Here is a 23271-nt window from a genome sequence, read left to right on the forward strand (position 1 = left end):
TATCATCTTAGCGACCCTGCGCACCGCCGGGAACACTGCCGGCTATTGTGCCGCCAGGGACCGGTCCAGCGACCGGGCCAGGGCGCCCACCGAGGAAATGAGTTCGTCGAAGCACTGGCCCGGATCGTTGCCGGTGACGATCCTGGCGTTCGGCGGCAGGTCCCAGAGTCCGCGGTAGTCCGCCACCGTGGTGCCAACCAGCAGCGGCGAGACGGTTTCGACGTCGACCGTGGCCAGCCGGGCGGTGAACGGGGTGCGTGCGACGGCGGCGCAGGCGGCGAAGGCGTCGTGCATGTGTGCCACGTAGCCCTGGTCGTAGTGCCGGTGGAACTCCATGTAGAACCGGATCGCGTCGGACAGGCAGGCCACGAGCGGGCTGCTGGAGGTGCTGCGGAGGCCCTCCGGCTGCTCCGGCAGGACGAGTTCCGGCCCGGCCCCGGCGGCCTCCCCGAAGCGCCGGAGGTGTTCGGGCAGCATCTCGATCCGCTCCGTTGTTTCGAGCGCGCACACCAGCGGCAGTTTGTCTTCGGGCAGACCGCGGTAGGCCTCGTAGACTTCCTTGGCGGCGTGCGGGTCCACCGAGGTGTTCCACTCCGCCGTCGGCGTGGTGTTGCCTTGGTAGTAGAAGCTGCCGCCCATGATGACGAGTCCCTTGAGCAGCCGCGGCAGGTCCGGTTCGCGCCGCAGGGCGAGGGCGAAGTTGGTCAGCGGCCCGGTGATCAGCCCGGTGATCTCCCCCGGATGCGCCCGGACTTCCTCCACCCACACGTCGACGGCGTGGCGCGGGGAGATCTGCTGGGCGGGGGCGGGCAGCTCGGCGTAGCCGATCCCCTGCGGCCCGTGGGTTTCTTCGGTGGTGACCAGCGGGATTTCCAGCGGGACCTCGGCGCCGACAGCCACCTCGATCCCCTGCCGCCCGCACAGCTCCAGCAGGGACAGGCTGTTCAGCGCCACCTGGCGCGCCCCGACGTTGCCCGCGGTGCAGGTGATGGCCTGCAGGTGGACCTCTGGCCGGGACAGCAGGTAGACGATCGCCAAGGCGTCGTCGATGCCGGTATCGACATCCATCAGGATCCGCTGGACGGCGGCGTCGGTCTCAGGCACGGGTGCGCTCAACATAGTTCGGCTCGGATCAATGCGGCTCAGAACAGTGCGACCTTCGGCGTGCGCGGGAAGATCTCATCAAGTTCGGCGAGCTCCTTGGCGTCCGGGACCCAGGCGACGGCCTCGGCGTTCTGCCGGACCTGCTCGGGCCGGGTGGCGCCCGCGATCACGCTGCTGACCGAGGGCTGGGCGGCGAGCCAGGAGAAGGCCACCTGGATCTCGGTCAGGCCCCGCTCGGCGGCGAAGGCGGAGAACGCGTCCAGCTGCTTCCAGTCGGCGTCGTGGACCAGGTTGGTGCGCGTGTGGCTCAGGCGCGATCCCTCCGGCGCCTGCCCGGCGGAGTACTTGCCCGTGAGCAGTCCGTTGGCCAGCGGGAAGTAGGGCAGCACGCCCAGGCCGTAGGCTTCGGCCGCCGGGGTGACCTCCAGCTCGGCGCGACGGTCCAGCAGGTTGTAGTGGTTCTGGCTGGAGATGAAGCGTTCGCCGCCTTGGGCGCGGGCCACGAACTCGGCCTCGGCGATCTGCCAGCCGGCACGGTTGGAGTGGCCGATGTAGCGGACCTTGCCGCTGGCCACGAGCTCCTCGAGGGCCGCGAGGGTCTCGTCGATGGGCGTGAGCGGGTCCGGGGTGTGGAACTGGTACAGGTCGATCCAGTCGGTTCCGAGCCGGCGCAGGGAGGCCTCGGCGGCCTTGATGATGTAGCGGCGGGATCCCCGGGCGCCGAAATCGTTGCCGTTGGTCCCGCGCATGTCCATGCCGAACTTGGTGCCGATCACGGCGTCGCCGCGGCGGGACCCGAGTGCCTTGCCGAGCATCGTTTCGCTGAGCCCGGGCTCCCGGCCGTAGGCGTCCGCGACGTCGAAGAAGGTGATGCCGGCGTCCAGGGCCGCATGCACGACGGCGTCGGTCCCCTCCTGCGTCTCGGTGGCGGTATTGGCCCGGCCCAGGTTGTTGCAGCCAAGTCCCACAACGGAGACAGTCAGTCCGGAATTTCCTACGCGGCGGTATTCAGTCATGGGATTCAGCCTATAACGGCCGGCGGCGGCACCGCGGCAGCCGCACGCGGTCTCCCGATGCTGGACCCCTGCCCCCCTACCCTGCGGGCAGTTCCAGTCCGCGTTCGTCCAGGGCATCCTCAAGCTGGGCCAGGGTGCGAGGGCAGACCCCCGGCATCCCGGCAAGCCGGCGCCGGCCAAGCTGCACGAGGTGTTCGAGGGTTTCAACTCCCGCGTGCGCCAGGGACTTGCGGGCCGGGGCCGCCAGTCCGGCGGGAAGCGGGGTGCTGCCGGGTCGAGGGGTTTTGCGCGTCATTGCGTTGCCTTCCTGTCGCTTGCCCCCAAAACTGATGTGAGCCGTGCCCGGCTCCCCGCAGGTACTGTCCGGGCCGTGGCTGGCGGGCCCGGCGCCTAGAGCGTGAAGCTGTTGGCCGGTTTGGCCGAGTGCTTCAGTTTGAAGTCCGTCCCGCCGAACGGTGCGGCACCGATGCTGAGCTTGGTGAAGTCCAGGTCCTCGCCGCGGATGCAGACCTTGATCGCGTTGACCGTCTTGTTGACCTCCGGGGTGAGGCAGAAGATGTTGAGTTTGGCGTCGGAGAATTCGGTGCGGTCCACCACGCCGAGGCCGCGCCAGGCGAGGTGGCTGATCAGGGCGTCCTTGGCCTTCTCCTCGAGGTAGCGGTCGCGGCTGGTGCCGTCCTTGGTCTTGAGCGCGTACTGCGCCACCACCCAGAACTGCTCCTCGTCCGGGATCTCGGCGTAGCCGTCCTCGGTGCACTGCGCGGCGAAGGCCTCCATCAGGCCCTCCCCCGCGGCGGCGTCGGCGGCCTCGGTCTCCTCGGTGGTGCTCTGGTGCCCGACGACGCCGTGGTTCATCACGAACTCGTGGTACTCCTCGTCGATCCAGGCTTCCCTGAAGTGCAGGACTCCCTCGTCATCGCGCTTGTACACGCGGATAATGCCGCTCATGGCTGTCCCTTCGTAAACCGTCCGCGGCAGGTGCCGTCGAAGGGTGCTTGTTGTGCCTTGACGGCGTGGTCGTTCCGGCCCAACGTCGGGACCCTCACAGGATCGGCAGGCTGCCGGTGCTGGGGTGCTCCTGACCGGGCAGCGGCCGCGCGAACGGCACCTTGGTCCCGAGGACCTGGGCGACGACGTCGTGGGTGATCTGCTGGGCCGTCAGTCCGACGCGCTCCAGCACCTGGCTGCGGCTCCCGTGGTCCAGGAACTCCACCGGCAGGCCCACCTCGTTGAGCGCGGTGTCCACCCCGGCAGCCCGCATTTCCTGCCGGATCCGGGAGCCGACTCCGCCGGCCCGGACGCCGTCCTCGATGCAGATCACGAGGCGGTGATGCGAGGCGAGGGCGATAACGGACTTGGGCACCGGCAGGACCCAGCGCGGGTCCACCACAGTGGAGCTGATGCCCTGGGCGCCGAGGCGGTTGGAGACGTCGAGAGCCAGCTCGGACATGGCGCCGACGCTGACGATCAGGACGTCGTTGTCGCTGGACCCGGCGGGCCGCCGGGCCAGCACGTCGACGCCGTCGCTGAGGCGTTCGAGCGCTTCCACTTCGGCGCCGACCGTGCCCTTGGAGTAGCGGATCACGGTGGGGGCGTCCTCGACGGCGACCGCCTCGCGCAGTTCCTCGCGCAGCCGGGTGGCGTCGCGGGGCGCGGCCAGGTGCAGGCCGGGGACGATCTGCACCATGGCCATGTCCCACATGCCGTGGTGGCTGGCGCCGTCTGGCCCGGTGACCCCGGCCCGGTCCAGCACCACGGTCACGCCGGCTTTGTGCAGCGCCACGTCCATCAGCAGCTGGTCGAAGGCACGGTTCAGGAAGGTCGCGTACACCGCCACGACGGGGTGCAGGCCGCCGAAGGCCATGCCCGCCGCGGAGGTGAGGGCGTGCTGCTCGGCGATGCCGACGTCGAACACCCGGTCCGGGTGGCGGGCGGCGAACTTGTGCAGCCCCACTGGGATCAGCATGGCGCCGGTGATTCCGACGATGTCCTTGCGCTCGTCGGCGATGTCGGCGATCTCATCGGCGAACACGGAGGTCCAGGACTTCGCGCCGCCGGCCTCGGTGGGTTCGCCGGTTTCCGGGTCGATGATCCCGACGGCATGGAACTGGTCCGCCTCGTGAGCCCGGGCCGGCGCATAGCCGTGGCCCTTCTCGGTCATGGCGTGGACGATCACGGGGCCGGCGTAGTTCTTGGCCGTGGACAGCGCGTTCTCCATGGCCTGGAGGTTGTGGCCGTCCACCGGGCCGATGTACTTCATTCCGAGGTCCTCGAACATGCCCTGCGGCGCCCACCAGTCCTTGATGCCCTTTTTCATGGCATGCAGGCTCTTGTAGGTGAACTGTCCCACGGGGCCGCCGCTCTGCAGCCGCTTCTTCCACCAGTCGAGGGCGCCTTCGTAGGCGGGCGCGGCGCGGAGTGAATCGATCGTGGGGCGCAGCGAGGCGAGGTAGTCGGCGACGCCGCCGACGGTCGGGGCGTAGGAGCGGCCGTTGTCGTTGACCACGATCACCACACGTCGCTTCTTGTCCGCGGCGATGTTGTTGATGGCCTCCCAGGCCATGCCGCCGGTCAGGGCGCCGTCACCGACGACGGCGATCACGTACCGGTCGCCGTCGCCGGTCAGCCGCCGGGCGCGGGAGATGCCGTCGGCCCAGGACAGCGAGGAGGAGGCGTGCGAGCTTTCGACGATGTCGTGCTCGGATTCGCCGCGGTCCGGGTAGCCGGAGAGCCCGCCCTGCTGGCGGAGCGTGCTGAAGTCCTGGCGGCCGGTGAGGAGCTTGTGCACGTAGGACTGGTGGCCGGTGTCGAAGACGATGCTGTCGCGGGGGGAATCGAAGATCCGGTGCACCGCGATGGTGAGTTCAACGACGCCGAGGTTCGGCCCGAGGTGGCCTCCCGTCTGGGAAACGTTGCCGATCAGGAACTCCCTGACCTCGGCTGCCAGCTGCTCCAGCTGCGCCTCGGACAATTTGTTCAGGTCCTGCGGACTCCGGATGGTCTCCAAGATTCCCAACGGCCCCTCCTTGCGGGTAGTAGACATGCCTTTTAACTCTAACGCCTCCGAACCGGGCCGGGTGCCGGAAACGGGAAAGCCCCGGTCCGTCGGTGACGGGCCGGGGCTTTCGGGCGGTGCTGCCGGAACTGACCTAGCTGGCCGAGATCTGGCGCAGCACGTACTGCAGGATGCCGCCGTTGCGGTAGTAGTCGGCTTCACCCGGGGTGTCGATGCGCAGGACCGCGTCGAACGAGGTGGTGGAGCCATCTTCGGCCGTGGCGGTGACCTTGAGGGTCTTCGGCGTGGTGCCTTCGTTGAGGGCGGTGACGCCCTCAACGGCGAAGGTTTCCGTGCCGGTCAGGCCCAGGCTGGCGGCGTTCTGGCCGGCCGGGTACTGCAGCGGCAGGACGCCCATGCCGATCAGGTTGGAGCGGTGGATACGCTCGTAGCTCTCCGCGATGACAGCCTTGACACCCAACAGTGCGGTGCCCTTGGCGGCCCAGTCACGGGACGAACCGGAGCCATACTCCTTGCCGGCCAGGACAACCAGCGGGGTGCCGGCGGCCTGGTAGTTCTGCGCGGCGTCGTAGACGTAGGCCTGCGGGCCGTCGGCCTGGGTGAAGTCGCGGGTGAAGCCGCCCTCGACGCCGTCGAGGAGCTGGTTCTTGATCCGAATGTTGGCGAAGGTGCCGCGGATCATGACTTCGTGGTTGCCACGGCGTGAGCCGTAGGAGTTGAAGTCCTTGCGCTCCACACCGTTGGCCAGCAGGTACTGGCCGGCCGGGGTGTCGGACTTGAAGGAACCGGCCGGGGAGATGTGGTCCGTGGTGACGGAATCGCCGAGCTTGAGCAGCACGCGCGCCCCGGTGATGTCCTGCACGGGCTCCGGCTGCGCCTGCATGCCCTCGAAGTACGGGGGCTTCCGGACGTAGGTGGACTTCTCGTCCCAGGCGAAGGTGTCGCCGGCCGGGGTGTCGAGTGCCTTCCAGCGCTCGTCGCCCTCGAAGACACCCTCGTAGCCGCGGGCGAACATGCCCGTGTCGATCGAGGAGTCGATGACCTGCTGGACCTCGACCGGGTTCGGCCAGATGTCCTTCAGGAAGACGTCGTTGCCGGCCTCGTCCTGGCCCAGGGCGTCGTTTTCGAAGTCGAAGTCCATGGTGCCGGCCAGGGCGTACGCGATGACCAGCGGCGGGGAGGCCAGGTAGTTCATCTTGACGTCCGGGTTGATCCGGCCTTCGAAGTTGCGGTTGCCGGAGAGCACGGCGGTGACGGAAAGGTCGTTGGCCTGGATGGCCTCGGAGATTTCGGCGTCGAGCGGGCCGGAGTTGCCGATGCAGGTCGCGCAGCCGTAGCCGACGATGTAGAAGCCGAGCTTCTCCAGGTACGGGGTCAGGCCCGACTTGTTGTAGTAGTCGGTGACGACCTTGGAACCGGGGGCCACGGAGGTCTTGACCCACGGCTTGGAGGTGAGGCCCTTGTCCACGGCGTTGCGGGCCAGCAGCGCGGCGGCCAGCATCACGGACGGGTTGGACGTGTTGGTGCAGGAGGTGATCGAGGCGATCGACACCGCGCCGTGGTCCAGTTCGAACTCGCGGCCGTCGGCGGTCGTGACGGCCACCGTCTTGGACGGGCGGCCGTTCGACTTCGGGCCGTGCGCGTGCGGCGCCTGGTCCGTGAGGTGGGTGCCGGAGGCGGTGAAGGACGGGGCGTCCGACGCCGGGAAGCTCTCGTCGATCGCTTCGTCCAGGCTGCCGTCGGCCAGGTCTTCCTTCACGTAGTTGCGCAGGTCCTCGCGGAACTGGGCCTTCGATTCGGAGAGGATGATGCGGTCCTGCGGGCGCTTCGGGCCGGAGATCGACGGGACAACCGTCGAAAGGTCCAGCTCGAGGTACTCGGAGAACTTGATCTCGCGGGAGGGATCGTGCCAGAGGCCCTGTTCCTTCGCGTAGGACTCCACGAGGGCCACGTTCTCGTCGGACCGGCCGGTGAGGCGCAGGTAGTCGAGGGTGACGTCGTCGATCGGGAACATCGCGGCGGTGGAGCCGAATTCGGGGCTCATGTTGCCGATGGTGGCGCGGTTGGCCAGCGGCACGGCAGCGACGCCTTCGCCGTAGAACTCCACGAACTTGCCGACAACACCGTGCTGGCGCAGCTGCTCGGTGATGGTGAGTACAACGTCGGTGGCGGTGGCGCCGGCCGGGATGGACCCGGTCAGCTTGAAGCCCACAACGCGCGGGATCAGCATGGAGACGGGCTGGCCGAGCATGGCAGCCTCGGCTTCGATGCCGCCTACGCCCCAGCCGAGCACGCCCAGGCCGTTGACCATGGTGGTGTGCGAGTCGGTGCCGACGCAGGTGTCCGGGTAAGCGCGGAGCGCGCCATCGACTTCACGGGTCATGACGGTGCGGGCCAGGTATTCGATGTTGACCTGGTGCACAATGCCGGTTCCCGGCGGGACGACCTTGAAGTCGTCGAACGCGGTCTGGCCCCAGCGCAGGAACTGGTACCGCTCGCCGTTGCGCTGGTACTCGATCTCCATGTTGCGCTCCAGTGCGCCGGAGTTGCCGAAGGCATCGATCTGGACGGAGTGGTCGATGACCATTTCCGCCGGTGCCAGCGGGTTGACCCGCTTGGGGTCGCCGCCGAGTTCCTTGACGGCCTCACGCATGGTGGCGAGGTCAACAACGCAGGGCACGCCAGTGAAGTCCTGCATGATCACGCGCGCCGGCGTGAACTGGATTTCAGTGTCGGGCTCGGCGTTGGGATCCCAACCGGCCAGTGCGCGGACGTGATCGGCCGTGATGTTGGCGCCGTCCTCGGTCCTCAACAGGTTTTCAAGCAATACCTTGAGGCTGAACGGAAGGTTTTCTGCACCTTCAACGGAGTTCAACCGGAAAATTTCGTATTCGGTACCGGCTACATTAAGTTTGCCTTTTGAACCGAAGCTGTCCACAATGCTCATCGCAGGACTCCTCTCGCAACAGTTTCATCTTTGTCGCGCCGCAGACCCCTTGCTAGTTAGGTCAGCCTAACTAAGACATGAGTGATGATTTCTCAACAGTGAATTCTCAAAAGTGACTGCAGTGCGCGATGTCGGACTACTCCGCCCATCCTAGTGGCCTCAGCCCCGGGGAGTCAGTAACGCCACAGTCTCCAGGTGGTGGGTGTGCGGGTACAGGTCGAAGGCGCGCAGCCCCGCCAGGGCCCAGCCGGCCTGCTGGAAGTACCCCACGTCCCGCGCGAACGACGCCGGATCGCAGGAGACGTAGGCGATGGCGCGGGGCCTGGATGCCACCAGCTGGTTCACGACCGCCTTGCCGGCGCCGGCCCGGGGCGGGTCCAGGAGCAGGGCGTCGAAGCTGCGGGGCTGCTGCCGCAGCACGCGTTCGACCTTGCCTTGGATGATTTCGACCTGGGGCGCGCCGTGCAGGTTCTTCCGGGCGTCCCGGCTGGTGCCCGGCGCCCCTTCCACGGACAGCACGGAACCGGTGACCCCGACGGCGTCGGCCAGGGGCGCGGTGAAGAGCCCGGCGCCGGCGTACAGGTCCGCCACGACGGACCCGGCATTGAGGTAGCCGCCGCCCTGCAGGAAGCCGGTGACGGCCCCCACCAGTGTCTCCGGGGCGTCCCGGTGGATCTGCCAGAAACCGTCGCCGGTGACGCGGTATTCGTGCCCGGCCGCGGTTTCCTGCACCCAGGTGCGGCCGCGCAACTGCGTCACGGCACCGGTGCCGGGGTCAACGGCCGCCACCGAGATGTCGTCGGGCAACTGGGCGGTGATCGCGGCGAGCCGCTTGGCCCGGGTTCCGGCAGACGGGACCAGGAGCACCAGCGGCCGGGAGCCGTTGGCGGGAGCTGCGACCTCCACCCGCTCGATGCCCTGCAGGTCAATGTCCCAGAGCTTGAGGGCGTTGATGTCCTCGACGGCCAGCGGCATCTCGCGGACGGGGAAGACCGAGTCGGAGCGGTGCGCGTGCATGCCCAGCTTGCCGCCGGCCGTCACGGCGAAACCCGTGCGGGTCCGCCAGGCCAGGCCGGTGCCGGCGGCGCCCGCCGCCTCCCCCACGGCTTCGACCGGGACGGCAAGCTCGACGCCGGCGAGCCGGCGCAGCTGCTCGGCCAGCACCTCGGCCTTGAGGCCGCGCTGGCGGTCCAGCGCGACGTGGCCCAGCTCGGCGCCGCCCACCGGCGGGTGGCCGTGGGACCAGGAGCGCTGCGAGTCGGCAGCGTGCCAGAAGTGCTCCACCCGGTCCGGCGAGGCCTCCAGCACCTCGACGACGTCGGCGCGCCAGAACTTGGCGGACTCGCCGTCGTCGGTCAGCCGGATCCGGACCTTTTCGCCGGGGATGCCGTGCCGGACGAAGATCACACGGCCCTCGTGCCGGGCCACGCAGTGGCCGCCGTGGGCGACGGGGCCGACGTCGACAATCAGCTCGGTGCGGGCGGGGGTCCGGGTGTCGGTGCTCATTGGATGTCCTGCAGTTTCTTGGCTTCTTCGGAGGATTTCAGCTGCCACGGCACGCTGGCCACCATGACCCCGGGCTCGAAGTGCAGCCGGGTCTTGATCCGCAGCGCGGTCTGGTTGTGCACCAGTTGCTCCCACCATTTGCCCACCACGTATTCGGGGATGTACACAACGATCAGGTCGCGCGGGGAGTCGCGGCGCATGTTCTTGATGTACTCCATGATCGGCGTGACGGTTTCACGGAACGGGCTCGCCAACACCGTCAGCGGTACCGGGATCTCCAGCTTCTCCCAGTCCTCGAGGGTCTGCTCCGTTTCCTCCGGGCTGATATCCACCGTGATGGCGTCCAGCCGGGAGGGCCGCGAGGCCCGTGCGTAGGCAAGCGCCCGCAGCACGGGCTTGCGGACGTGGGAGACGAGCAGCACGGCGTGCACCCGGGTGGGCAGCGCGCGCGGCGAGGAGTCCTCATCCACGGCGAGCTCCTTGGCCACGTTGTCGTAGTGCGCCCGGATGCTCCACATGATCAGGAACAGGATGAACATGGCCAGCAGGGCGATCCAGGCTCCCTGTTCGAACTTGGTGATCAGCACGATCACCAGGACCAGGCCGGTCATGCCGAAGCCGATCGTGTTGATGGTGCGGGACTTGAGCATCCGCAGCTTGGTGGCGGCGTCCTTGGCGAGCTTCAGTTCACGGCCCCAGTGCCGGATCATGCCGAGCTGGCTGAGGGTGAAGGAGATGAAGACGCCCACGATGTAGAGCTGGATGAGTTTGGTGACGTCGGCGTCGAAGGCGATGATCAGCACCAGCGCGCCGGCGGCCAGCGCCAGTACCCCGTTGCTGAACGCGAGCCGGTCGCCTCGGGTGCGGAGCTGGCGCGGCAGGTAGCCGTCCTGGGCGAGGATCGAGCCGAGGACCGGGAAGCCGTTGAAGGCGGTGTTGGAGGCGAAGACCAGGATCACGCCGGTGGCGGCGACCACAATGTAGAACGGGATCGAGCCGGCGCCGAAGACGGTCTCCGCGATCTGGCTGATCGCCGGGTTCTGGATGTAATCCTCAGGCAGCGGCTTGCCGTCCAGCAGGAACTCCTTGGCCGGATCCAGCACGATGTGCACCTTGGTGGCGTTGGCCAGGTAAATGATGCCGGCCAGCATGGAGGCCGCGATCACGCCGAGCAGCAATAGCGTGGTGGCCGCGTTCTTGCTCTTGGGCTTCTGGAAGTTCGGCACGCCGTTGCTGATCGCCTCGACGCCGGTCAGGGCGGCGGCGCCCGAGGAGAACGCCCGGAGCAGCAGGAACGCGCCGGCCAGGCCCACCATCCCCTCATCGAACCCGGCGGCCGGGACGATCTCGAACGCGGCCGACGGCGCCTGGCCCAGCTGGCCGGTGGCGGCCTGGAAGATGCCGACGGCGGTCATGCCGAGGATCGAGAACATAAAGATGTAGGTCGGCACCGCGAAGACGCTGCCGGCCTCGCGGATGCCGCGCAGGTTCACCAGGGCCAGGATCACGACGCCGATCGTAGCGATCGCGGCCTGCTGGCCGTGCAGCGAGGGGACGGCCGTGGTGAGGTACGCCGCGGCCGAGGACATCGACACCGCGACGGTGAGGACGTAGTCCACCAGCAGGGCCGAGGCGACGGTGAGCCCGGCGTACTTGCCCAGGTTTTCGTTGGCGATTTCGTAGTCGCCGCCGCCGGAAGGGTAGGCGTGGACGTTCTGTCGGTACGAGGCCACAACGGTCAGCAGCACCACCATCACGGCCAGGCCCACCCAGGGTGAGAAGGCCACGGCGCTGACGCCCGCCAGGGCCAGGGTCAGCAGGATTTCGTCCGGTGCGTACGCCACCGAGGAGAGCGCATCGGAGGCGAAAATGGGGAGCGCAATCCGTTTGGGCAGCAGGGTGTGGGCCAGACGGTCGTTCCGGAAGGGCCTGCCTACCAGCACCCGCTTCACGGCATTGAAAATTGTCAGCACCAGACAAAGCTAGTCTGATTCGGGTCCGATGTCATGACGGCGGAGCCCGTCCGCCAGGCCCCCGGCGGCCCGCGCCGCTGATCGACGGCCTGCGGGTGCGCCCTGGCCGGTACAGTTTTACGCAGCAGCAAACCGCAGCAGCGCAAGAAGGTAGCTTGAGGAGGCACGTGTGGCGCACTTCGTGATCATGGGTTGTGGCCGAGTTGGGGCGACCCTGGCGCACACACTGGAGGACGCCGGCCATTCGGTCGCGATCATCGACCAGGACGACCGTGCTTTCCGCCGGCTCCGGACCGGCTTTTCCGGCCGCAAGGTCACCGGCGTCGGCTTTGACCGGGAAACGCTGAAGCAGGCAGGCGTCGAGGAGGCCTACGCCTTCGCCGCCGTGTCCAGCGGTGACAATTCCAACATCCTGGCCACCCGGGTGGCCCGCGAGACATTCCACGTCCCGCACGTCGTGGCGCGGATCTACGACCCGGGCCGCGCGGAGATCTACCAGCGGCTCGGCATTCCCACGGTGGCGGCGGTGCGCTGGAGCGCCGACCAGGTGCTGCGCCGGATCCTGCCCGAGCAGCACCTCGCCGGCGACTTCCGCGACCCGTCCGGCCGGCTGGTGCTGGCCGAGGTGGACCTGGACGCCGGCTGGATCGGCCACCCGCTCTCCGCGATCGAGAAGGCCGCCGACATCCGCATCGCCTACCTCACCCGCTTCGGCGAGGGCATCCTTCCCGGGCCGGGAACCGCGTTCCAGGACGGAGACACCGTCCACGCCATGCTGAGCGTGGACCGCACCTCCGAGGTCGCCCACATTCTTGCCAAGTCCCCCGCCAAGGAGTCCTAAGTGAAAGTCGTCATCGTCGGGGCGGGCAGCGTCGGTTCCTCGATCGCCCGTGAACTGCTGGCCCACAAGCACGAGATCCTGCTGATCGACCTCAAGCCGGAGGTGATCGGCCGCAGCGGGCTGCGCGGCGCGCACTGGCTGGTCGGCGACGCCTGTGAACTGAGCACGCTCAAGGACGCCCGCCTGGAGGACGCCGACGTCGTGGTCTCCGCGACCGGCGACGACAAGGTGAACCTGGTGGTGTCGCTGCTGGCCAAGACCGAATTCGGCGTCGGCCGGACCGTGGGCCGGGTCAACAACCCGAAGAACGACTGGATGTTCGATGACTCCTGGGGCGTCGACGTCGCGGTCAACACCCCGCAGCTGATGACCGCCCTGGTGGAGGAAGCCGTGGAAATCGGCGACCTGGTCCGGCTGCTGACGCTGCAGACCGGGGTGTCCTCGCTGGTCGAATTCACGGTGCCGCACGACTCGCATGTGATCGGCCTGACCGTGGGTGATATCGACTGGCCCGAGGACGCCACCCTGGTGGCGATCCTGCGCGACCAGGCGCCGATCACCCCCAGCCGGGACGATGTGATCGACGGCGGCGACGAGCTGTTCTTCGTCACCACGATCGCCGCGGAGGACGGGCTGCGGGCCCTGCTCTCGGCGCCGGAGTCCGACGCCGAAGCTGCCGGGGAGCCGTCCGGTTCCGGCCGGCACCCGGCCGCCGTCGAGCCGCACGGCCGCGAGACGCAGGCCGCCGGCGACGACGGCTTCGAGGGCTGACACCCCCAAGTAACTGGCAGCTGTGGCCGTTTTCAGGTCTGAAAACGGCCACAACTGCGGGTCAGTTGGGTTCGACCGGCTCCTCGGCGGGGGCTTCAACGGGGGCCGGCGCGGGGCGGGTGAGCAGCCAGGCCACCCACATGCCCAGGATGTACAGCGGCGCCCCCATGATCAAGCGCGTGGTGGCGAGGCCGGCGAGGCCCTGCTCCCCCATGAAATACAACGGGACCTGGACGAGCAGGCGCAGGACCAGTACCGAGATGATCACCCAGGTGCCGATGCGGTAGGCCTTGACCCTGGCGGGGTGCTTGCGCCAGTCCAGGCCCTCGTTCCGGATAAACCCGAAAAGGAGCCCGGCGAACGGCCACCGCACAGCGATTGAGATGGACATCGCGACGATGTACCCGAGGTTGGTGAAGAACCCGAGCACGTAGAAGTCCTCGGCCTTCCCGGTCGAATTCGCCAGCCAAGCCGAGAGCCCGACGCCGACAATGCCGGCCAACGCCTGCGTCAGCGGTTTGCGCTGGAGAAGCCGCGCGACGGTGAACGCCGCGGCCACGGCCAGCGCGGCGACGAGGGCCAGCGGAAGTTCGCGGGTGATCGTGAACGCGACCAGGAACACGAGCCCGGGCAGGATGCTCTCGGCGATGCCCTGGACACCGCCGGCGCTCTTGAGCACGTCAATGTTGCCGTTGCCGGAGCGGTGCAGGCCCGCCTTGGCCGCATAGCCTTCGGCGAGCTGGGCCACGGTGGGCTGCTGGTCTTCGGGGGTGCTCATTGCTCCTCCTGGCGGGAGAGTATTTCGTAGCGCGGATTGAACATGGTGGGCAGCCCGTCACGCACCGTGACCATCCCTTCGAGCCGCAGCTCCAGGCCGGCCTTGACGCCGGGGATCCGGCGGCGGCCCAGCCAGATCACGCGGAGCCGGTCCGCGGCGACGGCGGGTCCCTTGCGACGGACCCCGGCCGGGCCTGACGGGCCGGTCTGCCCGGCCGCGGCTGCCCGGACGGCTGCGGGGCGGGCCTTGGGCGGCGGGGCGTCGTGGTCGGTGATGATGGCGGTGAAGGCGGCCACCTCGCCGGCCGGGGCATACGTCACGGATTCGATGAAGCCCCGGCACACCACGCGGCCGCGCTCCGGAAGCCCCCGCACCGGAACGGCGGCGGCTGGTTCCTTGCCGGAGGCATCAGCCAATCTGGGTAATCTCCGGTCCGCGCTCGGGCTGGTCAAACTCCGGGGCACCCTGCGGTGCCGTCGCGCCGGAGTCGCGCGGCAGGCGGAGCTGCAGCAGGTCGCGCGGCGGCATCGGGTTCTCGCCGCGGACCACAACAATCTGGCGGAAGAGGTCCTCGAGTCCGGCGGCGGCATTGCGGTCCAGCGCGGCTTCCCCGCCGAGGACGCCGCGGAGGAACCAGCGGGGGCCGTCGACGCCGATGAACCGGGCCACGCGGTAGCCCTCGCTGCCGTCGCCGGCGGGCAGCTTGGCGACGAGTTCGATGCCGAAGTGGCCCTCGATTTCGTCGACCTGGCCGCCCTGGCTGCCCACGGACTGGCCGATCTGCTCACGGATTTCGTCCCAGAGGCCCTCGGAGCGGGGCGCTGCGAAAGCCTGCAGCTGCAGGCTGGAGCCTTCCAGGTCCATGGTCACGGCGACCACGCGCTGGGTGGCTTCCTCGACTTCCAGCCGGAGCTGCAGTCCTTCGCGCGGGGCAATCAGCAGGGCGCCGAGGTCCACGTAGCCGTCCTGGTTGTCGATTTCCGAGGCGTCATACGGGCCGGACCCGCGGACGGCGCCGTCCGTGGCCACGGGGGGTGCGCCGGCGTCCACAGCGTCGGCCTCCCGGGTCTCGCCGGGGTCCGTCAACTGCTCCTGCTTGGCTTTCCTGCCACGCCCAAAAACCATGGGGTTGTCTCCTTAGTTGTGATCCTGCGCGAAGTTCCTGGCCCCGCGCGGGGAACAGCTGTGTGTAACGGCCGGGGTTCAGGCCCCGGGGGCGCCGAATCCGCCGGTGGAGCCGAAGCCGCCGCCGCCGCGGACGGACTCGCTGAGTTCCCGGACGGGCACGAAGTCGGCGTACTCCACACGCTGGATGACCATTTGTGCAATTCTATCGCCGCGTCGCAGTTCAATCGCCTGCTCGCGGTCGGTATTCAGCAGTGTCACGGCGATCTCGCCGCGGTATCCGGCATCCACGGTGCCGGGCGCGTTCACCACGGTCAGTCCGTGCTTGGTGGCGAGACCGGAACGCGGGTGGATCAAGGCCACGAAGCCGTCGGGAAGGGCGATGGAGACTCCGGTGGGAACCAGCCGCCGCTCCCCCGGCCCGAGCACAACGTCCTCGCGCGCGCGCAGGTCCGCGCCGGCGTCGCCCGGGTGGGCATACGAGGGCGGTTCCAGTCCGTCGTCGAGCATTTTGAGCTGCACCGTCAGGGTGGGGGCTCCGTAGGCGGAAATGCCGCCGGCTGCGGGCCCTGCCGGCGGGGTGGTCGCGGCGGTGGTTTCTTCAGTCACAGTTCCCCACTGTAACGCCCGCGGGGAGGATCGACCTACCGCGCGGGCGCCGCCGCAGCCCGGTATGGCGGTGGCCGCCTGGCCAAGGTGAAAAGGCCCGGAAAAAGTGGAAAGCTGGACCCATGCCCGAATCCAGCGCCGCCGTGCCTGCCTCCAACACCCCCCACAACGCCACCGTCCTCTATAGCGAAAAGCTCTGGCCAAGCTTCTGGATCTGGCTGGTGGCTGCGGGACTGGCCGGGGCCGGCATCCTGGTGTTCGCGCCGATCAGCATCGCCGCCGGCATCACGGCCGCCGTGGTGCTCTTCGTCATCCTGGCCGTGCTGCTTGTCCTGTCTACGCCGTCCATCTCGGTCACCGCCGGCACCCTGCGCGTCGGCCGGGCCACCATCGAGAGGAGCTTCGTCGGCGCCGCCGAGGCCTTCCGCGGGGCGGAGGCGACGGCGGAGCGCGGCACCCGGCTCAACGGCCTGGCGTTTATGTGCATCCGGGGCTGGATCGATCCGGTGGTCCGGATCGAGATCACCGACCCCTCGGACCGCACGCCCTACTGGCTGGCGTCCTCGCGGCACCCGGACCAGCTCGTCGCGGCCCTGAACGGCTGACCCCGCAGCTTTGACCCCGGCGGCGCTTAGCCCTCGCAGTCCTTGCAGTACTTCAGGCCGTCCTTTTCGCGGGCGATCTGCGAGCGGTGGCGGACGAGGAAGCAGGAGGCACAGGTAAATTCGTCTGCCTGTGCGGGCAGCACCCGGACCAGCAGCTCCTCGCCGGAGAGGTCGGCGCCCGGGAGTTCGTAGCCTTCGGCGAGGTCGGTTTCGTCTTCATCGACCACCGCGGAAGGCTTGTCCGTACGCCGCGACTTCAGTTCCTCGATGGAATCCTCGTTGAGGTCTTCTTCAGTCTTGCGCGGCGCATCGTAGTCTGTCGCCATTAGTAGTTGCTCACACTCCGCATTCGTTGGGTTGGATCGCCGCCTCCGCACCGGCGGGGGCTGGTAGCCCCCGGTCCCGGCCGGGTTCGGTTCACCGATGTCAACGCCGGACAAGCGCTTTTTGTGCCCGATGTCGGGCCATTTTTACGCGCATCCCCGCCGTAACGCCAGAGTCCTGCGGTCCGGGGGCGGCGCGGCCTCCGCCGGCCGGTGCTAATGGGGCGCAAAGTCGCGGAAAATCACGGCGCGCCCGCCCTCCTAACCGGAATAGCTGCCCATCGGTGGCAGAGTTTCGAATGTTAGTAATGCCAGGGTGGAGGATTTGTATGCAGGATCTACGGCTTGTAGGCGTCCACGACGACGGGGAGCATCTCCTGGTCAGTGGCACCGGCGGCGAGATGTTCCGGCTGCCGATCGATGAGGCTCTTCGGGCGGCTGCCAGCCGGACGCCGGCGAAGGCCGCTTCCGGCGTGGGCGCCGCGCCCATTGCCATGTCCCCCCGCGACATCCAGGCCAGGATCCGCAGCGGTGCCACCGCCGACGAAGTCGCAGAACTTTCCGGCATCCCACTGGCCAAGGTCCAGCGCTATGAGGGCCCCGTGCTGGCCGAGCGCGAGTACGTCGCGCAGCAGGCCCGCAAAATCGAGGTCGCTTCCCCGTCCGCCGGGCACGACAGCTACCGTTCCTACTTCGGCGACCAGCCCGCAACACTCGATGACATGGTCACGCACCGGCTCCGGGCCCACGGCGTCGAACCCTCCACCGTGGAGTGGGATTCCTGGCGCCGCCCGGACGGGAGCTGGAACGTGGTGGCCCGGTTCGACGCCCCCTCCGGTGCGCACGCCGCGATCGGCGAAGAGCCGCCGGCCATGTGGACGTTCAGCCCGGCCCGGAAGTCGCTGCAGAACGCCAACCGCTGGGCCCAGCAGCTCAGTGAACTCGAACCGATTGACGGCCCGGTCCCGGCCCGGCGGCTCTCCGCGGTCTCGGACCGCCCTTTTGATTTTGAAACCGACGCCGAAGCCGCGGCGCGCACCGCCACCGCGCAGCTCAGTGTGGTCCATCCGAACGGAGCCCATCCCTTCGGCGGCCCGCAGGAAAAGGACGCCGACGGGCTGTTGGACATGCTGCGGTCACGCCGCGGCCAACGCCTGGGCCTGGACGAGGACGCCGACGACGCCCTGGCGCTGCTGCTGACCAACGGGGTTCCGGCCGCCCACCCCCGCCCGTCCGAGGTCCCGCCGCCGGAAGACTCCGGCGACGACGACACCGAGGTTCCCGGGGAGCCCGCACCGGCCGCGGAGGAACAGGCCCCGGCAGCGAAGACCGAACCGCACGCGGTTCCGGATGCGTTCGCCCGGCGCCGGGATGCCCGGCCGTCCATGCTCTCCCGGCTGAGCCTGGCGCCGCGGCACGAGGACACCGACGGCGACGACGCGCTGAAGCTGCACGACGGGGTCAGCACCGAGACCCGCGAAATCACCATCGCGGCCTCGCAGTTGCGCCCGGTCCGCACCGGTCCGACGTCCAGCCCCGGGCTGGACGAGCTCCTGGGCGGCGGCCCCTCGCGGCGCGCGCAGGCCGACTCCCCCGCCGATTCACCCGCCGGCGACGCGCCCGTCAACGGCCCGTCCGACGCCCGGGCGTCCCACCGGGACTCGTCCCGCACCGACCCCGCCCGCGGTGACCGGGAACACGAAACACCCGAACGCCAGCCGTCCAAGCCCAAACGCTCCAGCGTTCCCAGCTGGGATGAGATCGTCTTCGGCACCCGCAGCGACTAAGACTACCGCCGGCACGTCACGCCCGTCAGGCTACGGGCCGAACAGGAGACGGCTCAGCCAGGAAGCCGCTCAGTCAGGAACTAGTTCAGTGCCGCGGAGCCTTCCGGGCCGGCTTGGCTCCGGTTTTCCCCTCAGCCTTGAAGCACAGCAGCGGGACCTCGCGCTCGGCCTTGGTCAGCGAACCGTGCTGGCCGACCACCTCCAATGCCCTTGCCTGGACCCGGCGGGTGTCATAGAACGCCAGCGCGTCACGGGCGGCAATCATTACATCCCCGATCCGTGCCCTCACCGGGCCGCGGACGTCCCCGAACAGCCCCGCGGCCACGGCCTCCTTCCGCGTAAAGGCCCAGATCCGGTCGCCGAAGCGCGCCCGCCACGCTTCCAGCAGCCGCCGCCGGCCGGCGTCGTCGGCTCCGTCCTCAAGGTAGAGGTGCACCATCCGAGGCTCCCCCGCTGTGTGCCGGACGCCGGCGATCAGTTCCGGGTCGGCCGAGTAATCGATCCGCTGCGATTCCGGCACGTCCAGCATGCCGTGGTCGCCCGTGACCAGCACGGTCGTGCCGGCGGGGAGGGTGGCGTTGAGCCGGCGCACGGTGGCGTCCAGCTCTTCGAGCTGGTGCTCCCACTGCGGCGACTGGCAGCCGTAGCGGTGCCCGGCCTTGTCCAGTTCGTGGACATAGAAGTACATCAGCGAGCTCTCGGCGCCGGCCATGGCTTCCGCCGCGGCGGCCGTCCGGGCGTGTGAGGTGGTCCCGGCCAGGAAACGGCCGCCGCGCAGCGCGGCCTTGGTCATGGCAGAGTCGCTGAACCGCGGCAGGGCGACGGTGCTGACGTCGACGTGTCCGGCGGCCCGCTCAAAGACGGTGGGCATCGGCTGCCATTGCTGCGGGTCGACGCCGTCGTCCCAGTTGCCCAGCATGTTCACCACCCGGTCCTGGTCCGGGTCGAGGACGTCGTAGCCGACCATGCCGTGCTGCCCGGCGGGCAGTCCGGTGCCGAAGCTGGCCAGCGAGGCGACGGTGGTGGACGGGAAGGCCGCGTCGATCCCCGCCGGCACGGCGCCCTGGCCGGCCTGCAGCACCGAGCGCAGGAACGGCGTGTGGGCGGACTTCTGTTTGAGCAGCTGCCGGCCCAGGCCGTCGGCCAGGACCACGCAGACGTGCTTCGCCGCGGGGAGCTTCAACCGGTTCTCGAAGCCCGGCACACCGAGGCTGGCCGCGGCGCTGCTGAGCACTTCGGCGATGGAACGCTCCCCGTAGGCCGGGGCCGCCGGCATGGCCGGCTGGCCGGCGGGCGACGTCCGGGGCGCCTGCGGCGAGGAGACCGGGGACTGGGAGGCGCGGACGGGCACCATCTCAGCGCTGGTGGCCGCGGCTGAGGCGGTTTCCGAAGACCCCGGCGCGGGGACGCTGCGGCAACGCGGAGACGCCGTGCGTGGCCGGCGCGGTGGAGCCGGTGTTTACGGCCCGGAGCGCGCGGGCGAAAAGCTTGGCGTCCTGGACGGCCTGCAGACCGTCCGCCTCGGCGCTGATGCGGAGCACAATGTCCTCCTGCGCGATGGTGCCGCTGTAGCCGTGGTCGGCCTCGCACTGCGGGTCGCCGCAGCTGGCCGGTCCCATGTCGAGGCGCTGGCCGCCGGACCAGGCGATGGAGAGGGTCAGCTCACGCACCGGGTCCGAGGGCTTGTAGTCCTGCGGCTGCGCGTAGACGTAGCTGAGCACCACGGAGCGGATCTGCGTGACCGGCACGGATTCGGTGGAGACCTGGGCGACGATCTGTTCGCCGGCTTCGTCGAGCTGCTGGTCGTCCACGTGCGTGATGACCAGCATGTCCTCGGTCAGCACCAGCACGGTGATGTGCCGGCGCACCTCGGCCCGGTCGAAGTGGGTCTCGAGGTGGACCAGGTGGGCCACGCAGTCGCGGCCGTCCAGGGCGTCGGCGACGACGTCGGCCACGAGGCGGGGGTAGAAGCCTGCCTGCTGGAGGGCCCCTTCCAAGCTCTGGCCCTGCGCGCTGTGGTCATGCAGGCCATGGGGCTGCGAGCCGTGGCGGGCGGGGACCGGCGCCTGGGGCTGGGATGCTGGAGGCTGGGAGCTCATGGCTTCCATTTTCACAGATCGGCTGGGCACTTGCTAACTGCACCGGCTAACTGCGCATCGCGCGCCTGGCGGTGTCCGTGCGCTGGGCGGCGTTGGCGATCCGGACGTCGGCGGCCAGGATCACGGCGCCGTCGGGACCGGCCAGGACCGGGTTGAACTCCACGAGGACGATCTCCGGGTGGTTGTCCTTGAGCCGGGTCAGCCGGGCCGCGAGGTCCTCGAGCGCGGCGGCGTCGACGGCGGGCAGGCCCTGGTAGCCGAAGAGTTTTCGGGCGGCGCGGGGTGCGCGGATGAAGTCGTGGACGTCGGAACCGGAGAGCGGCGGGACCCGGTGCGCCCAATCATCGAGCAGGTTGACCGCGTCGCCGGCCAGCCCGAAGGACACTACCGGGCCCAGCAACGGGTCCTCGATGGCGCGGAAGGTGCAGGCCTGCCCCACCGGGGCCATCGACTGCACCTCCAGGGAGGGCGAGCCGTAGCGCTGCAGCGACTTGCGCATCTGGACGACGTTGCGCCGCAGCGAATCGGCGTCCTGGATGTCCAGGCGCACCCCGCCTAGGTCCAGACGGTGCCGCAGCGCCGGGTCGGTGGTCTTCAGCGCTACCGGCCAGCCCAGCCGGTCGGCGGCGGCGACGGCGTCGTCCTCGCTCTCGAAACCCTCGGAGGGCAGCACCTGGATGCCGTAAAAGCCCAGCAGCTTGCCGGACGCGGCCGGATCCAGCCGGACCAGTTGCTCGCCGCCGACTGGCCGGAGCAGTTCCTCGAGATCCTCGTGGGCGCCCTCGGGATCGCAGCCCTCGGGTTCCACGAACAGGCCCTGGTCGCGGACCACCCACTGGGCGTAGCGCACCACCGCTGCGAGGGCGGCGACGGCGGCCCCGGGGTTGGAATAGCAGGGCACCCCGGCGGCGGATTCCGCCGTCTCGTCCGCGGCGGCCCCGACCATGCCCTCGACGTAGATGGACGGGTCAAGGAGGCCGGTGAACGCCGCCACCACGGGTTTGCCGGCGGCGGCCGAGCACTCCGCCAGCACCGCGCCGATCTTCTCCACGGTGAGCCCGCGGGCCGGCAGCAGGGCCACCACCACCGCGTGGACCGAGTTGATGGTCAGCGTCTCCTGCAGGCTGCGGCGCAGCGCCGGCAAGGCCCTGGACATGCCGGTGTCCAGGTCGACGTCGGCCACGATCCGCTCGACGCCGAGTCCGGCCGCGGCGGCCCGGTCCGCCACCACCTTGCCGAGCGCCCCGGAGTTGCTGAACACGGCGACGCCGGGCCCCTGGGGCAGCGGCTGGCTGGAGACGATCTGGGCCACGTCCATCAGCTGCTCGATGGTTTCCACCCGGATCACCCCGGCCTGGCGCATCATGGCGTCGAGGGCTTCGGGCGGCGCCTGGGTGGTGCGCACAGCGTGGCCCGGCGGCAGGTTCAGCCCCATGGCGTCGGACTTGGCCACGATCACCGGCTTGGTCCGTGCGAGCCGCCGGGCCAGCCGGGAGAATTTGCGCGGGTTGCCGATGGATTCAAGGTACAGCCCGACGGCGGTGGTGTCGGCGTCGTCCTCCCAGAACTGCATCATGTCGTTGCCGGACACGTCGGCGCGGTTGCCGGCGGAGAGGAACGTGGAGATGCCCACCCGGCGCCGGCTGGAGGCGGCGTAGAGCGAAACGCCGATCGCCGCGGACTGGCTGAACAGGCCGAGGCCGCCGCGGCGGGCCAGGGACGGCGCCATCGAGGCGTTGAGGGACACGGCGGGGTTGGTGTTGACGATCCCGAGCGAGGCCGGGCCGATCACGCGCATGCCGTTGGCGCGGGCCTGGCGGACCAGCTCGCGCTGCCGGGCGAGGCCGCGTTCGCCGTCGTCCGCGTAACCGGCGGTGGCCACCACGATGCCTTTGACCCCGGCGTCGGCGCACTCCTGGACCACCTTGGGGACCTCGTCGTACGGGACGGCGATGATGGCGAGCTTGACCGGGCCGGGGACGTCGGAGAGTTTGGCGAAGGACAGCATGCCGGCCAGTTCCAGGGCCTCGGGGTTGATCGCGTAGACCGGGCCGGTGAAGTGGCCCTCGATGATGTGTTCCAGCAGCTGGTAGCCCACGGTGCCCCACTTGCGGCTGGCCCCGATCACGGCCACGGAGGACGGCGCGAGCAGTTCCTGGATGCTGCGGGCCTCCGCGCGGTGTTCGCGGGACTCCATCACGGCGCGGGACTTGTCCGTGGGGTCGATGTTGAACTCGAGGCTCACGACGCCGTCGTCGAAGTGCCGCTTCACGTCGTAGCCGGCGTCGGAGAAGACCATCAGCATCTTGCGGTTCTCCGGGAGCACCTCGGCGCTGAATTTGCGGATCCCGTTCTCCCGGGCCGCGGCGGCGAGGTGTTCGAGCAGGATCGAGCCGATGCCGCGGCCCTGGTGCGCGTCGGCGATGTTGAAGGCGACCTCCGCCTCCTCCGGGTCATCGAGCCGGTCGTAGCGGCCGATGCCCATGATTTCGCCGCCGATGGTGATCACCAGGGCCACCCGGTCCTTGTAGTCGACCTCGGTGAAGCGTTTGAGTTCCTTGGCGGTGAGCTTGGACTTGAAGGCAAAGAAGCGCATGTAGATGGACTTCTGCGACTGGCCCACGTGGAAGGCCTGCACGGCGTCGGCGTCGGCGGGGTGGATGGGGCGAAGGTGCGCGGTGCCGCCGTCGCGCAGCACGACATCGGCTTCCCAATGTTCCGGATATACGCCGTCCGCGGGCTGATCCACCATAGGCTTAGCCTAGCCATAA

General features: G+C 69.2%; 20 protein-coding genes. 4 read left to right on the forward strand and 16 right to left on the reverse strand.

All coding sequences use genetic code 11. The features are described 5' to 3' along the window. Nucleotides 1-42: 42 nt before the first annotated feature. The 8 genes from AC6I9V_RS01510 to AC6I9V_RS01545 all read right to left on the reverse strand — a co-directional run bounded on the left by AC6I9V_RS01510 (nucleotide 43) and on the right by AC6I9V_RS01545 (nucleotide 11562). The gene (locus tag AC6I9V_RS01510) at nucleotides 43-1068 is read right to left on the reverse strand and encodes a nucleoside hydrolase (RefSeq protein WP_497900228.1); all 1026 of its coding nucleotides are present in this window, start codon (nucleotides 1066-1068) and stop codon (nucleotides 43-45) included. A gap of 74 nt (nucleotides 1069-1142) precedes the next feature. Next, nucleotides 1143-2120, reverse strand: a complete 978-nt coding sequence (locus AC6I9V_RS01515; RefSeq protein ID WP_497898086.1) for an aldo/keto reductase — start codon at nucleotides 2118-2120, stop codon at nucleotides 1143-1145. A gap of 76 nt (nucleotides 2121-2196) precedes the next feature. Continuing rightward, on the reverse strand, nucleotides 2197-2415 hold the full coding sequence (locus AC6I9V_RS01520; protein WP_349411850.1) for a helix-hairpin-helix domain-containing protein: 219 nt from the start codon (nucleotides 2413-2415) through the stop codon (nucleotides 2197-2199). Nucleotides 2416-2510: 95 nt separating this feature from the next. Continuing rightward, the gene (locus AC6I9V_RS01525) at nucleotides 2511-3068 is read right to left on the reverse strand and encodes a hypothetical protein (RefSeq protein ID WP_497898087.1); all 558 of its coding nucleotides are present in this window, start codon (nucleotides 3066-3068) and stop codon (nucleotides 2511-2513) included. A 94-nt stretch (nucleotides 3069-3162) separates the two neighbouring features. Continuing rightward, nucleotides 3163-5136, reverse strand: coding sequence for a 1-deoxy-D-xylulose-5-phosphate synthase (gene dxs, locus AC6I9V_RS01530; protein ID WP_349411851.1), 1974 nt, complete (start codon nucleotides 5134-5136; stop codon nucleotides 3163-3165). A gap of 133 nt (nucleotides 5137-5269) precedes the next feature. Beyond that, nucleotides 5270-8083: an aconitate hydratase gene (locus AC6I9V_RS01535; protein WP_497898088.1), complete on the reverse strand. Its 2814-nt coding sequence runs from the start codon at nucleotides 8081-8083 to the stop codon at nucleotides 5270-5272. Between the two features lie 159 nt (nucleotides 8084-8242). Next, nucleotides 8243-9589, reverse strand: a complete 1347-nt coding sequence (locus AC6I9V_RS01540; protein ID WP_497898089.1) for a class I SAM-dependent RNA methyltransferase — start codon at nucleotides 9587-9589, stop codon at nucleotides 8243-8245. Continuing rightward, the gene (locus AC6I9V_RS01545) at nucleotides 9586-11562 is read right to left on the reverse strand and encodes an APC family permease (RefSeq protein ID WP_497898090.1); all 1977 of its coding nucleotides are present in this window, start codon (nucleotides 11560-11562) and stop codon (nucleotides 9586-9588) included. Before AC6I9V_RS01545 ends, AC6I9V_RS01540 begins: the two co-directional genes overlap by 4 nt. Before the next feature lie 169 nt (nucleotides 11563-11731). Between AC6I9V_RS01545 and AC6I9V_RS01550 the strand changes: the two genes are divergently transcribed. Both AC6I9V_RS01550 and AC6I9V_RS01555 read left to right on the forward strand, forming a co-directional pair. Next, complete coding sequence (locus AC6I9V_RS01550; protein WP_349411856.1) at nucleotides 11732-12403, forward strand: potassium channel family protein; 672 nt, start codon at nucleotides 11732-11734, stop codon at nucleotides 12401-12403. Continuing rightward, entirely contained in the window at nucleotides 12404-13174 is a 771-nt protein-coding gene (locus AC6I9V_RS01555; RefSeq protein ID WP_497898091.1) for a potassium channel family protein, read from the forward strand. Between the two features lie 61 nt (nucleotides 13175-13235). Here the strand turns inward: AC6I9V_RS01555 and AC6I9V_RS01560 are convergent, their stop codons facing one another. The 4 genes from AC6I9V_RS01560 to dut all read right to left on the reverse strand — a co-directional run bounded on the left by AC6I9V_RS01560 (nucleotide 13236) and on the right by dut (nucleotide 15686). Next, entirely contained in the window at nucleotides 13236-13952 is a 717-nt protein-coding gene (locus AC6I9V_RS01560) for a DUF3159 domain-containing protein (RefSeq protein ID WP_497898092.1), read from the reverse strand. Next, nucleotides 13949-14368, reverse strand: coding sequence for a hypothetical protein (locus AC6I9V_RS01565; protein ID WP_497898093.1), 420 nt, complete (start codon nucleotides 14366-14368; stop codon nucleotides 13949-13951). Before AC6I9V_RS01565 ends, AC6I9V_RS01560 begins: the two co-directional genes overlap by 4 nt. Further along, on the reverse strand, nucleotides 14361-15077 hold the full coding sequence (locus AC6I9V_RS01570; RefSeq protein WP_497898094.1) for a DUF3710 domain-containing protein: 717 nt from the start codon (nucleotides 15075-15077) through the stop codon (nucleotides 14361-14363). Before AC6I9V_RS01570 ends, AC6I9V_RS01565 begins: the two co-directional genes overlap by 8 nt. Nucleotides 15078-15155: 78 nt before the next feature. Next, nucleotides 15156-15686, reverse strand: a complete 531-nt coding sequence (gene dut, locus AC6I9V_RS01575; protein WP_497898095.1) for a dUTP diphosphatase — start codon at nucleotides 15684-15686, stop codon at nucleotides 15156-15158. 122 nt (nucleotides 15687-15808) lie between these two features. Here dut and AC6I9V_RS01580 point away from each other — a divergent pair, with 122 nt between their 5' ends. Continuing rightward, entirely contained in the window at nucleotides 15809-16291 is a 483-nt protein-coding gene (locus tag AC6I9V_RS01580) for a DUF3093 domain-containing protein (protein WP_497898096.1), read from the forward strand. 26 nt (nucleotides 16292-16317) lie between these two features. On the opposite strand, the gene AC6I9V_RS01585 is transcribed toward AC6I9V_RS01580, so the two are convergent. After that, nucleotides 16318-16617, reverse strand: coding sequence for a DUF4193 domain-containing protein (locus tag AC6I9V_RS01585; RefSeq protein ID WP_138769577.1), 300 nt, complete (start codon nucleotides 16615-16617; stop codon nucleotides 16318-16320). Nucleotides 16618-16943: 326 nt separating this feature from the next. Here AC6I9V_RS01585 and sepH point away from each other — a divergent pair, with 326 nt between their 5' ends. After that, a complete protein-coding gene (gene sepH, locus AC6I9V_RS01590) occupies nucleotides 16944-18401 on the forward strand; it encodes a septation protein SepH (protein ID WP_497898097.1) in 1458 nt (485 codons plus the stop codon). Between the two features lie 85 nt (nucleotides 18402-18486). Here sepH and AC6I9V_RS01595 read toward each other — a convergent pair whose 3' ends face one another. Genes AC6I9V_RS01595 through AC6I9V_RS01605 form a run of 3 tightly spaced genes read right to left on the reverse strand, consistent with a single transcriptional unit; the run spans nucleotide 18487 to nucleotide 23252 of the window. Then, the gene (locus AC6I9V_RS01595) at nucleotides 18487-19755 is read right to left on the reverse strand and encodes an alkaline phosphatase family protein (RefSeq protein ID WP_497898098.1); all 1269 of its coding nucleotides are present in this window, start codon (nucleotides 19753-19755) and stop codon (nucleotides 18487-18489) included. 1 nt (nucleotide 19756) lies between these two features. Then, nucleotides 19757-20500 carry a DUF5998 family protein gene (locus AC6I9V_RS01600; protein ID WP_349411865.1) on the reverse strand — a complete coding sequence of 248 codons (744 nt, stop codon included), beginning with the start codon at nucleotides 20498-20500 and terminating at the stop codon, nucleotides 19757-19759. Between the two features lie 46 nt (nucleotides 20501-20546). After that, the gene (locus AC6I9V_RS01605; protein WP_497898099.1) at nucleotides 20547-23252 is read right to left on the reverse strand and encodes a bifunctional acetate--CoA ligase family protein/GNAT family N-acetyltransferase; all 2706 of its coding nucleotides are present in this window, start codon (nucleotides 23250-23252) and stop codon (nucleotides 20547-20549) included. Between the last annotated feature and the right edge of the window lie 19 nt (nucleotides 23253-23271).

Source organism: Arthrobacter sp. SlRoot2-15, assembly GCF_059739345.1.

Bases quoted from the DNA above. Each gene is read 5' to 3' on its own strand.
- AC6I9V_RS01580 (WP_497898096.1), top strand. From the start codon at position 15,809: ATGCCCGAATCCAGCGCCGCCGTGCCTGCCTCCAACACCCCCCACAAC.
- sepH (WP_497898097.1), top strand. From the start codon at position 16,944: ATGCAGGATCTACGGCTTGTAGGCGTCCACGACGACGGGGAGCATCTC.
- AC6I9V_RS01515 (WP_497898086.1), bottom strand. From the start codon at position 2,120: ATGACTGAATACCGCCGCGTAGGAAATTCCGGACTGACTGTCTCCGTT.
- AC6I9V_RS01570 (WP_497898094.1), bottom strand. From the start codon at position 15,077: ATGGTTTTTGGGCGTGGCAGGAAAGCCAAGCAGGAGCAGTTGACGGAC.
- AC6I9V_RS01605 (WP_497898099.1), bottom strand. From the start codon at position 23,252: ATGGTGGATCAGCCCGCGGACGGCGTATATCCGGAACATTGGGAAGCC.
- AC6I9V_RS01600 (WP_349411865.1), bottom strand. From the start codon at position 20,500: ATGAGCTCCCAGCCTCCAGCATCCCAGCCCCAGGCGCCGGTCCCCGCC.
- AC6I9V_RS01560 (WP_497898092.1), bottom strand. From the start codon at position 13,952: ATGAGCACCCCCGAAGACCAGCAGCCCACCGTGGCCCAGCTCGCCGAA.
- AC6I9V_RS01525 (WP_497898087.1), bottom strand. From the start codon at position 3,068: ATGAGCGGCATTATCCGCGTGTACAAGCGCGATGACGAGGGAGTCCTG.
- AC6I9V_RS01520 (WP_349411850.1), bottom strand. From the start codon at position 2,415: ATGACGCGCAAAACCCCTCGACCCGGCAGCACCCCGCTTCCCGCCGGA.
- AC6I9V_RS01595 (WP_497898098.1), bottom strand. From the start codon at position 19,755: ATGGTGCCCGTCCGCGCCTCCCAGTCCCCGGTCTCCTCGCCGCAGGCG.
- AC6I9V_RS01540 (WP_497898089.1), bottom strand. From the start codon at position 9,589: ATGAGCACCGACACCCGGACCCCCGCCCGCACCGAGCTGATTGTCGAC.
- AC6I9V_RS01535 (WP_497898088.1), bottom strand. From the start codon at position 8,083: ATGAGCATTGTGGACAGCTTCGGTTCAAAAGGCAAACTTAATGTAGCC.
- AC6I9V_RS01585 (WP_138769577.1), bottom strand. From the start codon at position 16,617: ATGGCGACAGACTACGATGCGCCGCGCAAGACTGAAGAAGACCTCAAC.
- AC6I9V_RS01510 (WP_497900228.1), bottom strand. From the start codon at position 1,068: ATGGATGTCGATACCGGCATCGACGACGCCTTGGCGATCGTCTACCTG.